We start from the raw sequence: 14,790 nt of genomic DNA on the forward strand, positions 1-14,790 counted from the left end.
CGGCGCGAAGCGCCGCAACTCTCTATTGGGTTTGATTTTTGTCCTAATACCAAAGCTCAAAATGGCGTAGCCATTTTGAGCTTTGGTATTAGCTATAGCTGGTAGGAAAAAACCACCTTAATTGTCATAAGCAAACCGTAGATTTATTGCTCTTAGGGAATTCTTTGTGCAATACTAGCTAAACTACGATAACAACAAGTATTTACCGTAGTTTAACCGTGATATATTTTGCGGTTGTCGATGGGCCCCGACTCATTTACAGCCCCATTAATACCAAAGCTCAAAATGGCTATGCCATTTTAAGCTTTGAAAACCCTTACTGGGTTTGGTTTTTAATTCATAAAAGTGTTGTCACACTTTCGTGAATTGGTATAACTTAGACAATAGGAGTGAATTGTGCAAATTTTTTGGTTTATTCCCACCCACGGTGATGGTCGCTATTTGGGAACGAGTATCGGTGGACGAGCCACTAATTTGGATTATCTTCAGCAAATTGCTCAGGCAGTCGATCGCCTTGGTTTTACGGGCGCACTCTTACCGACGGGACGATCCTGTGATGATGCTTGGATTGTTGCTTCGACCCTGATTCCCGTAACCCAGCGGATGAAATTCTTGGTAGCAATTCGTCCTGGGTTAATGTCTCCTGGAGTTGCCGCAAGAATGGCTGCCACCTTTGATCGTCTATCGGGTGGGAGATTGTTGATTAATGTAGTTACTGGTGGCGATCCCGTGGAATTAGCGGGAGATGGTTTACACCTCGATCACACCGCAAGATACGAATTAACGGATGAGTTTTTAACCGCTTGGCGCGAAATTTGTGCGGGTTCTTCTAACTTTAAAGGAGAATATCTCGATATTCGTGATGGCAAACTTCTTTTTACTCCAATTCAAAAACCCCATCCTCCACTATGGTTTGGCGGATCTTCTGCGATCGCCCAACAAATAGCTAGCAAACATATCGATACTTACCTAACATGGGGCGAGCCACCTGCACAGGTAGCAGAAAAAATTTCCGTTGTGAAAAAGCTCGCAGAAGCACAAAATAGACAACTTAAATATGGCATTCGGTTACATGTCATCGTGCGCGAGACTAAAAGCGAAGCTTGGGAAGCGGCTAATAATCTGATTCGTTATGTTGACGAGCAATCGATCGCTAAAGCACAACAGGTCTATGCGCGGATGGATTCCGTTGGTCAACAACGGATGTCACAACTTCACGGTGGTAAGAGAGACAACCTAGAAATTAGTCCCGACCTTTGGGCAGGTGTGGGGCTGATTCGGGGTGGAGCGGGAACGGCGCTAGTGGGCGATCCCGATACTGTTGCGAAGAGATTGTTAGAGTACAAAGATCTTGGCGTTGATAACTTTATTCTTTCTGGCTATCCCCATTTAGAGGAAGCCTATCGAACGGCGGAATTACTCTTCCCATATTTACCCTTAGAGAATTTACCCTCAAGCGATCGTCAATTAATGACAGGACCTTTTGGAGAAATTTTAGCTAATGAGGATTTGCCTAAGGAGCCAGTTAATAGCCCAGTTAATAACCCAATTAATAGCCCTGCGAATAGCTTTGTAAATTCTTTCCCAAATTCTTTCCCCAGTCCTTTTCCTATTCCTGCAAAAGAGACTCAACCAACGGTGGATTAAATGGAACAGTCTCTAGGTATTTCAACAAACAAATCATTCCCAAGGAAGTTACCACAAAAGTCTGGCAATGTTCTATCTAAAATCTGGCGCGGCTTTTTACCTTGGCTAGTTCCCATTTTTGCAATTGTCATATGGCAAATTTTTTCGCAGATTGGTTGGTTATCAGCCAAGATTTTGCCCGCACCGTTAGATATCTTTAAGGTCGGCATTAAGTTGGCTCAGTCAGGAGAACTCCTCAAGCATATTACGATCAGCGGTACGAGAGCGTTAATTGGCTTTGCGATCGGTGGTGGGATCGGCTTTTTATTAGGGCTGATTAATGGCACATTTCTGATTGCGGAGACCCTACTCGATACCTCGCTCCAAATGCTTCGGAATATCCCTCACCTTGCCCTCATACCTCTAGTCATTCTTTGGTTCGGCATCGGTGAAGAGGCAAAAATCTTTCTAGTGGTGATTGGGGTCATGTTCCCCATTTACTTGAATACTTTCCACGGTATTCGTACCGTTGATACGGGACTGATCGAAATGGGCAAGGTCTATGGTTTAAATGCCTTTGGGGTATTTTTGCATATTGTCTTACCAGGAGCTTTACCTTCGATTTTAGTGGGCGTACGCTTCTCTCTAGGGATTATGTGGCTGACCCTAATCGTGTCAGAAACGATCGCTGCTGATTCGGGTATTGGCTATCTGGCAATGAATGCAAGGGAATTTTTACAAACCGATGTGGTGGTATTTGCGATTTTGCTCTATGCCCTGCTGGGCAAATTAGCCGATGCGATCGCCCGCTATTTAGAATCAGTTCTTCTGAAATGGCATCCCGCCTATAACGGCAGCTAGTCAGAACTCTGTTTGGTTTCTATCCCAACCAATCAATGCCCAACAATTTATTTCATTAATTTATTTCATTAATTTATTTCATTAATTTGCAATTCACTGCTAACTATGACTAATATTCTTTTAATTAACGGTAGCCCTTCTGCTCCTTCGCGCTCACAAGGTATTTTGGAATATGCGATCGCCCTACTTCAGGACAAAGGCGTAAATACCGATCTGCTCTCAGTGCGCGATCTCCCTGCCGAAGATTTAGTGTTTGGCAAATACAATAGTCCTAATTTGGAACAACCCAAATCCTTACTAGCGAAAGCTGATGCAGTAATTATCTCGACTCCCATCTACAAAGCATCCTACACAGGCTTACTCAAAACTTTTCTCGATTTGTTACCGCAAAAGGCTCTGACCGATAAGGTTGTACTGCCCGTTGCAACGGGTGGTTCGATCGCCCATTTATTAGCGATCGACTTTACCCTCAAGCCCGTGCTGAGTGAGTTGGGAGCAAGACATATTCTCGGGGTGGTCTATACGGTGGACAAGCAAGTAACTTGGAGCGACAGCCAGACCGTAATTTTGGAAGAGGAGATCGACCAAAGGTTGAAAGAGTCCCTAGAAGAACTTCTCAAAGCGATAAAGCATTCTCCCCAAGCATAGGATTTTGGGAATGAGTACGCACTCATTCCCAAAGTGTAATACCAAGTTAAGAAATGGCTGCGCCATTTCTTAACTTGAAAACCCTTACTACTCGCTTTCTACCAAAGAAATAGACATCAAAAACCACTAATTAGCCTTGCGGCGCGAAGCGCCGCAACATCTAGTTATTCACTAGGAAGGGAGAGCGTTGCGGCGCGAAGCGCCACAACACCTAATTCTTCACTAGGAAGGGAGTAGATTTAGTTTTTAATTCACGAAAGTGTGACAACACTTTCGTGAATTGGTATAAAAGCGATCGCAGTAAAGATTTACGGTTTTCATTTTGCGACGGACAAAATAAAAACTTCTATCCACATCACTTTATATAAACCATCAAGTTTTCAGCAGTAGGATCAATGTCAAACAGAAGAAATCTAAATCGCAATCGCAAGTTAGGATTGCTCGGTCGCAAGCGCTTTACAGGCTGGTTACTGTCCTTTATGGCAGTTTTTGCCGTTTTCGCTCTCAATAGTTGCAGCAATTCCCAGCAGACCGCGACAAGTCCCCAACCCAATACCACCAATGCCCCCGCACTGGTTAGTAAACCTGCTGTCATCAAGCTAGATTACGCCTATTACAATCCTGTTAGCTTAGTTATCAAAGAGAAGGGGTGGCTAGAAGAAGACCTCAGCAAAGATAACGTCAAAGTGGAATGGGTCTTAAGTCAAGGCAGTAACAAGGCTTTGGAATTCCTCAATGGTAGTAGTCTTGATTTTGGCTCTACGGCTGGTGCGGCGGCTTTGATCGGCAAAGCCAATGGCAACCCCATTAAATCCGTGTATGTCTATTCCAAACCCGAATGGGCAGCTTTGGTTGTGGGCGCTAACTCAAATATTAAATCTGTGACCGAACTTAAGGGTAAAAAGATTGCCGCAACTCGCGGAACCGATCCCTTTATCTTCTTATTGCGAGCCTTAGATAAATTTGGCTTAAGCGATAAGGATGTGGAAATTGTACCATTGCAGCACGCCGATGGTCGGGCCGCTCTTGAAAAAGGCGATGTCGATGCATGGGCTGGGCTGGATCCGCACATGGCAAAATCGGAAGTGGAGCAAAATTCCAAGCTATTCTTCCGTGAGACTTCCTTTAATAGCTACGGTGTATTGAATGTCAGGGAAGCCTTTGCGAAGGATTATCCAGAATACATTACTAGAGTTTTACAGATCTACGAAAAAGGAAGAGATTGGGCGATCAAGAATCCTGCGGAATTCAAGCAAATCTTGATTAAGGCTTCTAAGCTATCTGATGCGGTGGCAGGGAAACAGTTGGAACGTACCGATCTTACCAATTCGGCGATCGGGGAAGAGCAGAAAACCGTAATTTTAGCGGCGGGAGATGTTCTCAAAAAGAGTGGTGTGATTAAGGCTGATACCGATGTTCCAAAAGTCGTTGATGCCTTGATCGATCCGCAGTACTTGAAGAAGTTGGCTAAGTAAAAGAAGAGATGCCTATCCATCAGGAACAAATATATGAGCAGTTCTCTATCGCCTAATCAAATAAATGACGAATTTAGAGGTAACCGATCGCCTAATTTTCTAGCCCAAATAGAGCGATCGCTAAACAAATTGGGCTGGATTAAAGGAGCGATCGTACCAGCGATGCTGTTAGTCATTTGGGAAATTGCTTCTAAATCAGGCTGGGTCGCCCCCAATCTCTTACCCGCACCTTCCACGGTGCTTAGCACGATTGGAGATTTAGCCAAAACTGGCGATCTTTGGAAACATATCGGAATTACTCTTTATCGTGTATTTCTGGGCTTTGCGATCGGGGTGGGATTTGCCACCATTCTGGGAGCAATCACAGGCTATTCGCGCATCATCCATGATCTCATCGATCCATTGCTTCAATCTCTTCGTGGTATTCCTTCTCTCGCGTGGGTTCCCCTATTTTTGCTATGGATGGGAATTCAAGAAACCCCAAAAATCGCGCTGATTGCAGTTGGAGTCTTTTTTCCTGTCTATTTGAGCCTGATGAGTGGCATTCAGTCTGTCGATCGCAAATTAGTCGAAGTTGGCAAAATCTATCGTTTAAATGGATTGCAACTAATTCAGCGCGTCTTCTTGCCAGCCACAATTCCCGCCTATATCGTCGGTTTGCGAAGTGGTTTAGGACTGGGATGGATGTTCGTCGTGGCGGCTGAATTAATGGGAGCGAGTCAGGGATTGGGATTTTTGCTAGTGGATGGACAGACGACTGGTCGCCCCGAGTTAACCCTAGCCAGCATTCTCCTATTTGCCCTATTAGGAAAAGTCACCGATGGCGCGATCGCCTTTATTTCTAGACATGTTCTCTATTGGCAAGATGCCTATTTATCCCCTACTTAAGGAACCCATAATGTTAGTAATTGAAGGATTACATAAGCGATTTAGTAACGGTTTTGTGGGCTTAGAGTCGGTCGATCTTCAAGTCAATAAGACAGAAATCGTTAGCCTCATCGGTACGAGTGGCTGTGGCAAAAGCACGCTTTTACGCATCATTGCAGGGTTAGAACTTCCCACTAGAGGCATGGTTCGCATTGATAAACAAATTATCACTAAGCCCCATGCTGATATTAGTCTTATTTTCCAAGAAGCGCGGCTGATGCCTTGGCTGACGGTTTGGGAAAATATTCAGTTCGGGTTACAGCATCTACCGAAAACCCAACGTAATCTCTTAACGGGTGAAATCATTACCAAGGTTGGGTTAACGGAATTTGCGAAGGCTTTGCCAAGACAACTTTCGGGAGGTATGGCTCAGAGGGTGGCGATCGCTCGCGCCCTTGTGACCAATCCTTCGATTTTACTACTCGATGAACCCTTTAGCGCCCTCGATGCATTTACGAGACTGAGTTTGCAGGATCATCTCCTAAAAATTTGGGAATACGACCACCCGACGATGGTTCTCGTCACTCACGATGTCGAAGAAGCACTGATGCTAAGCGATCGCGTAATTGTGATGCATGGCAACCCTGGACGCATTTATCAGGAATTAGCGATCGATCTGCCTCGCCCTCGTCGGCGCACCGATCGCCATCTCCAATATTGGAAAGAGCAGCTTTTGGATGCTTTGGATCTCACGGGCGATCGGTTAGCTATTGAAGCCTAGCCCTTAGCCTCCCTTCTAATACCTATTCACGAAAGTGTGACAACACTTTTATGGATTGAAAACTAAACCTAGTAAGGGTTTTCAAGTTATAGCTATAGTCAGCAATATTAGGACAAAAATCAAACCGAATAGAGAGTTGCGGCGCTTCGCGCCGCAACTCTCTATTCGGTTTTATGTTTGTTCTACCATTACTGACTATAGCTTAGGACTATTGAGAAATACTAGACTGGGAAATAGGAATCTGAATCAAAAACTCTGTTCCTTGCCCTATGGTCGATAGACATCGGAGAATCCCACCATGCCTTTCGGTAATAATTTGGTAACTGATGGACAACCCCATACCCGTCCCTTTGCCAACGGGCTTTGTCGTAAAAAATGGTTCAAAAATGCGATCTATGACCTCTTGAGCCATACCCACACCGTTATCCTTAATCCGAATCATCACCACAGCTAGACCAAGCAAAGGATCGGCTTCTTTTAATTCGGTAACAATGGTAATGGTCGGTTGCCAGTCTGCTAGCTGGGGCTTGCTATGAGTAGTTTCCTTCCCAAGATTCTTGTTAGCAATGCAGGATAATTCTTCGAGGGCATCGATCGCATTGGTCAACAAATTCATAAATACCTGATTTAGCTGCCCAGCGTAACACTCTACCATCGGGAGCTTGTCATACTTTTTAATCACTTGAATACCAGAATTATGATTTTGGTTATTTTGATCCTTGAGACGATGTTGCAAAATCATTAACGTGCTGTCAATTCCTTCATGGATATTGACAGCTTTAAATTCAGCTTCATCCAATCGCGAAAAATTACGCAATGACAACACAATTTGACGAATGCGATCGGAGCCAACCTTCATGGATGTCAATAACTTCGTGAGATCCTGCGTTAAAAAATCTAAATCCAGTCCCTCTAACTCTGCCCTAACTTCATCAGCGATCCCAGTACTATGTTTTTGATACAAAGCGATCGCCTTGAGCAAATCTGAGACATATTGAGTAGCGTAAGTCAGATTGCCGTGAATGAAATTAACGGGATTGTTAATTTCATGGGCAACCCCAGCCACCAGTTGCCCTAAACTAGACATTTTTTCGTTCTGCACCAATTGAGTCTGCGTCCGATGTAAATCTTGCAAAGCCTTTTTTAATTCGGCTGTGCGTTGCTCTACACGTATTTCTAGAACCTCATTGACTTCTTGCAAAGCTGCTTCGGCAAGCTTACGGTCGGTAATATTCGTTAAGGAGCCCCCCCCCTCACTCTGATTGCTAGAATAAGCCGATAGTTCTAGCCAGACAATCACTCCCGATTGATGTTGAAATCGCAATTCTTGACCAATCACCACCTGTTGCTTTTGCAATTGATCGAGCAACTGTTGCCCTCGCGCTAAATCTTCTGGAGCCAGAAAATTAGAAAGCGGCTGAGAGAGAGATTCAGCAATGTTATACCCCAAAGTCTCAGTCCAAGCTCGATTGAGAAAGGTAAAACAGCCCGATGGATCACACTTAAAAACGATCTCTCTTAAGCTTTCAACTAACTCTCGATAACGTCGCTCTGATTCCGAGAGTTTTTCAATCAAGCGATAATGAATTTGTGTATTCAGTTCGTTTGTCATCTCATCAGGGTTCATGGGCTAAGTGCAAGCTGGCTCAAAAGCTCAGTGTGAGTGACGACATTAGCATACAGAGGAAAAATATTTTCGCAATAGAATGACTGCTCAAATACAGTTCTGGCGGAGGTGCAGTCAGAGAGAATTGTAACCTGATATCCTTGTTCATGCGCAGAACGTCCCGTGGAATCAATACAAACTGAGGTAACAGTTCCCGCCAAAACGATATTTTCGATCGCATGTTGTTGCAGGATTTCATTTAGGTTGGTATTAACAAAGGCATTAAAACCTCGTTTCCCTGGGACACGCAAAATCCGATGTTTAAACCGATTCAACTCTTCAATAGTTTTCGATCCTTCCGTTCCCGCTTGAAATGCTCCCACCTCTTTAATTGTTTTGAGAATGCCAATTGGATCAACCATTTCTTCATAACTAGAAGTAAAGAAGATCGGTGTTTCTACAATCAATACTGAAGTGGGTTCCAAACAATCTAAAAGATGAATTGTATTAGATAGTGCATTCGTAACTTTAGAAGACTCTTCAACTATGCCATGCAAAATTCCGTTAGGGGCAAAATAGTCATTTTGAAAACCGATCAGCAGTAAGGCTGTATTGTGGGTATTCATATATACTTCTAGCCAAAAAATATTGTATACAGACTTTAAGAAACATAAAGTTATTTTACCCAGTTTATGAAGTATATCAATCAGTATTTTATCTGATTTATCTAAATCATTATGTATAGTTCTAAAATAGAAATGTATCCTGTAGTCCAAGTGTGGTATACGCTACAGGCTAGAATTTTTATATTTAATTCTCATTTGGCTATGCAAAGAAATACCTCAAATTTGATGAGAATAAAAGTTCACCTTAGAAACAAGATAATAACAAATAGAGTGTCGATAAATTATGAATAAAAGTTAAATCAAATATAGCTATTGCCAAGTGTATCAAGACATAAAAATCAAAAGATGAGGGGCGGCGCAAAGCGCCACCCCTCATCTTTTGATTTAAGATTGCCATACATGGCAATCTTAACGATTTTTTGACAAGAACTCACTCTCTTATATAGCACCGTAATACCAAAACTAAAAATGGCTACGCTATTTTTAGTTTCTCAAACCCTTACTAGGTTTGGTTTTAATTCACGAAAGTGTTGTCACACTTTCGTGAATTGGTATAAGAGATAGCGAGGACATAAAACCCTAAAGATGAGGGGCGGCGCAAAGCGCCGCCCCTCATCTTTAGGGTTTTATGTCCTAAGCAATTCTAAATGAGCAATTCTAAATGAGTTGTGAGAAGCTTCGACTACGCTCAGCCAGCATATCCCGATGACTGAGCGTAGTCGAAGCCCTATTTAAATTTAATTGCTTAATTGCCGACGAAAATCTCTAGGGCTAAGGCGTAATGGGTTTTGAGTATCCCATATCCCCAATTCTTGTAATCTTGCTTTTGATTGGGCACGACTGATTCTTGCATCGTACTTGCTATTAGGAGGATAGGGATCGGCGATCGCTAAACCCTCACCGACCAAATATTGATTGACTAATAATTTATCTTTCCAAATATAGGCAAGTAAGCGATCAGAGTTGTCCTTTTGCTTGACATCAAATTCCAGAATCACTTTCTGTTCTTTGACCAAATCTGACAAGCGCTGACGAGCGCGATCGCCCCAAGGAGCCTGTTCTTTTAGAGGGGCACTTAATCCCAACAGGCGCACTCTCTGTACGGTCATATTAGGATTGTTCAGAACTGAAGCTTCAACGGTTTGACCGCTAATTACTCGATTGATCAGCCATAGCTCGCCATTGACGCGATCGCTAGGCTGCATAAATGCAAGCACGATATTTGCAACTATTAAAAATACAACTAATATTCCCGTTAATACCAACCAACGTGGCGTGGATGAAGTAATTCCCTCTTTTTTCCCTGTTTTAGAACTCATAGATTGGGGCACATCCAATTCAAAATGTAAAGGACGCTTTGCGTCCTTTACAAAATCTAGTCATGATCGATGGGAATGCCAAACTGAAACCAGTGGCGTTTGCGTTTGGCAAAAAAGTTGCCAAACTGGAGCCGATAGACCTCATCTTCATCTTGAGTTTCTAGCTCTAGATCTGACTGCGCATAGCCAGAACAAATTAGGGCATAACCCTCATCTTGCAATGTTTTGGATAGACCAATCACTTCATGCTGATCGATCTTGCCCGACTTTACACGCATGGCGCAAGCCGTACAAGCACCATTCAGACAGGAGAAAGGTAGCTCAATCCCTTGTGATTCTAAGGATTCGAGAATATAGCGATCTCCTTCGATATCGGCTTCGTAGAACTTATCGTTTTGGCGATCGTGGATGCGAATGTGGTAAGACATAAATTTATACGCGATTTTTATACGCGAGTAGGAATCATACCCGTTTGCCGAGCGTAATCGAATAAGCCCCCAGCATCTATTACAGGACGGACATCGCCCAAAGATTTCAGAGCAAAAGTCAGACCAGTGGTTTCATTAATAATGAGATTGCGATCAAAATCAATCGTCGCTTCTTCCCCAGTCTTAAAGTTATCAATTAAACGTTCGACCGACTCCCAAGGATATAGCTCGCCCGTGGCGGTACAGTTGCGAAAGAAAATTCTCGCGTAGGATTGAGCAACCACGGCTTCCAGTCCCGCCGCCCCAAGGGCAATCGGTGCATGTTCCCTCGAAGACCCGCAACCAAAATTTTCACCTGCGACGATAATCGCATAGATGGTTTTGCTCTCACCTTCAGCAATAAAGCGATCGTAGCGATCGGGTAATCCAATCATGGCGTAGCTACCAAGCTTCTCGTATTCATCGGGCTTAGAAGGAACGAGGGTGAGATATTCTGCAGGAATAATTTGGTCAGTATCGATATTGTCATCTAATACAAATACTTTGCCCTTAATTGTCTTACTCATAGTTTTTATCTATAAAACAGTCATTAGTCTAGAAAACAGTGCTAGAAAACAGTGATTGATCTAGAAATCGGTCTGAAATAATCTTTCCTAAGTGGCTGGGCATAATTAAACCCCAGAATCAAAAGCTGTAGCGGATGCTGCGCGTGCGCTACAGCTTTTGGTCTTTTATATTTAATTGTACCCAGCTACTTATTGTTTAGTCAAAATCGCATTCAGAATAAAATCAGTCAAAATAATTAGTCAAAATAAAACAGAGTTACCACTTTGCGTTGTTCTTCAGCATCTTGGCAAGTCTGCAATAAAGTCTCGCTACCATGAAATGCAAAGCAGATTAGTTGCTGACACTTAGAAATAATTTCTTGGTTACACAGACTACTCGCTTCAGCCAAAGATAAAGTGTCATTTTCACTATGCTCGATTAAATGAATCACATTTTCTAACTGTTCGCGAGACTCATAGGGCTGTTTATCAAGGCTCTGCGGTAGAATTACGGTCAACAAATTAGGGTCAGCCCTTAAAGCACCACGAATTGCCGCAAAATTTGTACCTGTTGCCCCAGAGGTAATAATACTGTTACCAGATAGTGCCAAGGCATAGCTGAGCAGTTCGATCAGCAGTTGGTGAGTCAATGGCACATGGCGGGAGCCTAAAAACGCAATTCGCTTTGAGCCTTGTTGCTGTATCGTCGCAAGCTCTTGCAAAAAATCGTCTAGCTTGGGTAGATTAATTGACTGAGTCAAACAAATCCCTCTCGTTTACTACTTACTGAACGAATAACTACACAATATCACTTAACCCCAGAGAATCAAACTACTTAACCGATGTCTGTATTTTTGGGGTGATACCCCCTTCCCAGTAAATAATTAGGTGTGCGCGGCGGTAGTGCTAAACAGGTAAGGATGGGCGGCGCGAAGCGCCGCCCATCCTTACCTGTTTAAATCCTTTCCTTTTTAGGACTACCGTGCGCGGCTTCGCCGCGTACAACTAAATAATGCCTATTTTTTGGTTGGGAAGGGAGTTGCCACAAATGAGGCTCTTGATTATTGACGAGCAGGAAACCTCAGCTAGGTAGCCAGTCGCAATTAAATGTAAAAGCCCCAAAGCTGTGGCGCGCGCAGCATGCGCCACAGCTTTTTAATCTGGATTTTAATTATGCACAGCTACTTAGTAAGCAGTTTAGTAAGCAGTGCCAAATCCTAATAATTGGTGTCATAAATTTGGCAAAGTTGCCATATACTAGATAGGCTGTCAAGTTTTCAACAGTAACAAGGAAGGAGCTATGTCCCGTTATAGAGGTCCGCGCCTCAGAATCGTCAGAAGACTCGGAGAGCTTCCCGGTCTAAGTCGCAAACAACCTAAGCACGCTTATCCACCTGGACAACATGGTCAAGATCGCAAAAAGCGTTCTGAGTATGCTGTGCGTCTTGAGGAAAAGCAAAAACTACGTTTTAATTATGGTCTTACTGAAACTCAAATGCTGCGCTATGTGCGTCGAGCCAGAAGAGTTAAGGGTTCTACAGGACTAGTATTGCTACAACTGCTAGAAATGCGTCTAGATAATACTGTTTTCCGCATGGGATTTGCGCCAACGATTCCTGCTGCGCGTCAATTAGTAAATCACGGACACATCACCATCAATGGCAAAAGCGTAACTATTCCTAGTTATGGTGTGCGCCCTGGTGAAGTAATTAGCGTGAAAGATAATGAAAAGTCTCGCAAAATTGTCGAGCGTAACCTCGAATTCCCAGGCTTGTCCAACATTCCTAGCCATTTAGAATTCGATAAGGCAAAGATGACTGGTAAAGTCAATGGCGTTGTCGAGCGTGAATGGGTAGCATTGCAAGTGAACGAACTGCTGGTTATTGAGTACTACTCACGCCAAGCTTAAGGTTGAAGCACTCAGCTACGGGCTTTGTTGTTCTTAGATAAATTGCTTGTAGCTGAACGCCTTCCAACTGGGTAAACTGCCAATTGGGTAAACTCTATTAGGTTCAACTTCACTGCGAATTATGCAGTTAAATATTTCTGCTCCTGTAAACCTCGATTTACACGTTCCTAAGGATTTTGTTAGGGGTTGTCCCCGCAGTATCCGTATGGATATCGATCACCTGCTTCTAGCGATCGAGGCGCTGGACTTAGAGGCAGTTGAGGTCATACTGGTCTTAATCGAGCAGCTAGGTTTAGAAAAAACGATTCCCAGTCGTGTAGCTTTTTGGCGACTGCGAAATACTAATCCGCTTCGTCGCAATTATCAGCGTGCGAGTCTTAGTTGGGATGAGTTAAAGGCTTTAGTAAAAATTGTCTGTACGATCGCCAAACAGTTAGATACTGGTTTGCGCTTGCTACTGAGCACCGATCGGCAGATTAGCGAGGGTAAGATTGAAGCGTTAGGCTTACAGCAAAACCAAGGTTTTTTAGAAAATTATATTGATCGCTTTACGTCTCTGTATATTGGACGAATGCGATCCCCATCCCCTTTAAATAAACAAGAAATTCGCGAGTTAGCCCTGCAATTGCTAACGCGCCTATTGCTATGTAGTGGTATCGCTGGCGAATATCGCCTATGGAATAGTCTGTTTGATGGAGCGATCGCCTAATGATTCAACGCAGCTATAGTTTGCCCAGTTGCACTTTGCTAGTCGATGGGATCGTCACTAGTGGTGATGTAATTTCCATTCTGACTGGCTTTAGTTGTCGATTTAACCATCACGCTGAGCCCATTGTCGGTGGCTTAGAACTGCTCAATGCGCTGGTTAAAGTTGTAGGAGCCTATGCCCAAGCGCTAAAGAGTAATATCTTAGTGGCAATTCCTGAAAAACTGGTGCGGATCGAACCCCAAGGCAAGCATCTCCACGTTCTATCGGTATCACTCAACGAAGCCGATGCCCATAATCCCAAGCAACTCCAGATCGAGTTAAATACGATTCAGCTATTTGATCTGATGGAGAGTCTAGATCGTTTATGTTGCGATCCGATAACTTTGCCTGATCTGAAATTAGTAACCCAAATTTCTGACTATCGATCACAATCTCAGTTAAATAATCAAGCATTGCCTGCGATCGCTGGAGTAGTGAGTTTAGCGATCGCCGCTACGGTTTTATACTTCATCCCCATCCCCAAACCACAGCCGAAGCCTGCCCAAACTCTTCCTGTGCAAACTAAACCTTTGCCTAAAGTTTCTAAACCACCAGCGGCAAGTCCTGAAAGTTCCTCTAGTCCCGAAGCTTCACCGAGTCCTACCAGCTCATCTAGTCCTGAAAGTTCTGCCAGCCCCGCAGCTTCACCAAACCCAACTAGCTCTTCTAGCCCTGAGTCATCGCCAACCACTAGCCCCAGATAAAAAAAGAGACAAGCTATGGCTGAATTCTTAAGGGTTGGCAATCCTGCACCAGATTTTGAAGCAGATGCAGTAGTCGATCAGGAATTTACGAAGATTAGGCTTTCCAGCTATCAAAAAAATAAATATGTAGTTTTATTTTTTTATCCCCTTGACTTTACTTTTGTCTGTCCCACGGAGGTGATCGCCTTCAGCGATCGCTATGAGGAATTTGCCAAATTAAATACGGAGGTAATCGGCATTTCCGTTGATAGTCATTACGCTCACCTAGCTTGGATTCAAACTCCTCTCGCTGATGGTGGACTTGGTGGTGATGTTAAATGTCCGCTTGTCTCCGATCTCACTAAGGCGATCGCTACATCTTTTAATGTTCTCGATCCCGATGTAGGCGTTGCTTTGCGTGGTTTATTTATCATCGATAAATCAGGTATCCTTCAACATGCAACTATTAATAATCTTGCCTTTGGTCGTAGTATTGACGAAACTCTTCGTACTCTCAAAGCAATTCAACATACCCAGATCCACGAAAATGAGGTTTGTCCTGTGGATTGGCAACAGGGGATGGCAACGATCAAAGTTCAAAATAATTCTTAATACCAAATCACAAAATGGCTACGCCATTTTGTGATTTTAAAACCCTTACTGGGTTT

The 14,790-nt window shown here is 43.4% G+C and carries 16 protein-coding genes; 10 read left to right on the forward strand and 6 right to left on the reverse strand.

All coding sequences use genetic code 11. The features are described from left to right. The first annotated feature begins 396 nt into the window (after positions 1 to 396). The 6 genes from ssuD to PSE7429_RS14535 all read left to right on the forward strand — a co-directional run bounded on the left by ssuD (position 397) and on the right by PSE7429_RS14535 (position 6,258). The gene (gene ssuD / locus PSE7429_RS14510; protein ID WP_009627988.1) at positions 397 to 1,647 is read left to right on the forward strand and encodes an FMNH2-dependent alkanesulfonate monooxygenase; all 1,251 of its coding nucleotides are present in this window, start codon (positions 397 to 399) and stop codon (positions 1,645 to 1,647) included. Further along, a complete protein-coding gene (gene ssuC, locus PSE7429_RS14515) occupies positions 1,648 to 2,487 on the forward strand; it encodes an aliphatic sulfonate ABC transporter permease SsuC (RefSeq protein ID WP_009627989.1) in 840 nt (279 codons plus the stop codon). A gap of 105 nt (positions 2,488 to 2,592) precedes the next feature. Further along, positions 2,593 to 3,135, forward strand: coding sequence for an NADPH-dependent FMN reductase (gene ssuE, locus PSE7429_RS14520; RefSeq protein ID WP_009627990.1), 543 nt, complete (start codon positions 2,593 to 2,595; stop codon positions 3,133 to 3,135). A 395-nt stretch (positions 3,136 to 3,530) separates the two neighbouring features. Continuing rightward, entirely contained in the window at positions 3,531 to 4,610 is a 1,080-nt protein-coding gene (locus PSE7429_RS14525; protein ID WP_009627991.1) for an aliphatic sulfonate ABC transporter substrate-binding protein, read from the forward strand. A 33-nt stretch (positions 4,611 to 4,643) separates the two neighbouring features. Beyond that, positions 4,644 to 5,498 carry an ABC transporter permease gene (locus PSE7429_RS14530; protein ID WP_009627992.1) on the forward strand — a complete coding sequence of 285 codons (855 nt, stop codon included), beginning with the start codon at positions 4,644 to 4,646 and terminating at the stop codon, positions 5,496 to 5,498. Between the two features lie 10 nt (positions 5,499 to 5,508). After that, on the forward strand, positions 5,509 to 6,258 hold the full coding sequence (locus PSE7429_RS14535; RefSeq protein WP_009627993.1) for an ABC transporter ATP-binding protein: 750 nt from the start codon (positions 5,509 to 5,511) through the stop codon (positions 6,256 to 6,258). A 208-nt stretch (positions 6,259 to 6,466) separates the two neighbouring features. Here the strand turns inward: PSE7429_RS14535 and PSE7429_RS14540 are convergent, their stop codons facing one another. The 6 genes from PSE7429_RS14540 to PSE7429_RS14565 form a co-directional block, all read right to left on the reverse strand. Next, positions 6,467 to 7,870, reverse strand: a complete 1,404-nt coding sequence (locus tag PSE7429_RS14540; RefSeq protein WP_202950450.1) for a PAS domain-containing sensor histidine kinase — start codon at positions 7,868 to 7,870, stop codon at positions 6,467 to 6,469. An 11-nt stretch (positions 7,871 to 7,881) separates the two neighbouring features. After that, positions 7,882 to 8,490, reverse strand: coding sequence for a cysteine hydrolase (locus PSE7429_RS14545; RefSeq protein ID WP_009627995.1), 609 nt, complete (start codon positions 8,488 to 8,490; stop codon positions 7,882 to 7,884). Between the two features lie 737 nt (positions 8,491 to 9,227). Next, positions 9,228 to 9,809, reverse strand: a complete 582-nt coding sequence (locus PSE7429_RS14550) for a thermonuclease family protein (protein WP_009627996.1) — start codon at positions 9,807 to 9,809, stop codon at positions 9,228 to 9,230. Between the two features lie 56 nt (positions 9,810 to 9,865). Further along, positions 9,866 to 10,237 (reverse strand): 2Fe-2S iron-sulfur cluster-binding protein, encoded by a 372-nt coding sequence (locus PSE7429_RS14555; RefSeq protein WP_009627997.1) that lies wholly within the window; start codon positions 10,235 to 10,237, stop codon positions 9,866 to 9,868. 17 nt (positions 10,238 to 10,254) lie between these two features. After that, positions 10,255 to 10,803 (reverse strand): LeuD/DmdB family oxidoreductase small subunit, encoded by a 549-nt coding sequence (locus PSE7429_RS14560; protein ID WP_009627998.1) that lies wholly within the window; start codon positions 10,801 to 10,803, stop codon positions 10,255 to 10,257. A 236-nt stretch (positions 10,804 to 11,039) separates the two neighbouring features. Further along, positions 11,040 to 11,543, reverse strand: coding sequence for a hypothetical protein (locus tag PSE7429_RS14565; protein WP_009627999.1), 504 nt, complete (start codon positions 11,541 to 11,543; stop codon positions 11,040 to 11,042). A 539-nt stretch (positions 11,544 to 12,082) separates the two neighbouring features. Between PSE7429_RS14565 and rpsD the strand changes: the two genes are divergently transcribed. The 4 genes from rpsD to PSE7429_RS14585 all read left to right on the forward strand — a co-directional run bounded on the left by rpsD (position 12,083) and on the right by PSE7429_RS14585 (position 14,734). Further along, entirely contained in the window at positions 12,083 to 12,691 is a 609-nt protein-coding gene (gene rpsD / locus PSE7429_RS14570; RefSeq protein ID WP_009628000.1) for a 30S ribosomal protein S4, read from the forward strand. A gap of 121 nt (positions 12,692 to 12,812) precedes the next feature. Beyond that, a complete protein-coding gene (locus PSE7429_RS14575) occupies positions 12,813 to 13,400 on the forward strand; it encodes a DUF3038 domain-containing protein (RefSeq protein WP_009628001.1) in 588 nt (195 codons plus the stop codon). Continuing rightward, the gene (locus PSE7429_RS14580; RefSeq protein WP_009628002.1) at positions 13,400 to 14,143 is read left to right on the forward strand and encodes a DUF4335 domain-containing protein; all 744 of its coding nucleotides are present in this window, start codon (positions 13,400 to 13,402) and stop codon (positions 14,141 to 14,143) included. The genes PSE7429_RS14575 and PSE7429_RS14580 overlap by 1 nt, the downstream gene beginning before the upstream one ends. Positions 14,144 to 14,158: 15 nt before the next feature. Then, positions 14,159 to 14,734 carry a peroxiredoxin gene (locus tag PSE7429_RS14585; RefSeq protein ID WP_009628003.1) on the forward strand — a complete coding sequence of 192 codons (576 nt, stop codon included), beginning with the start codon at positions 14,159 to 14,161 and terminating at the stop codon, positions 14,732 to 14,734. Positions 14,735 to 14,790 lie beyond the last annotated feature (56 nt).

This window comes from Pseudanabaena biceps PCC 7429 (assembly GCF_000332215.1).
Lineage (GTDB): Bacteria > Cyanobacteriota > Cyanobacteriia > Pseudanabaenales > Pseudanabaenaceae > Pseudanabaena > Pseudanabaena biceps.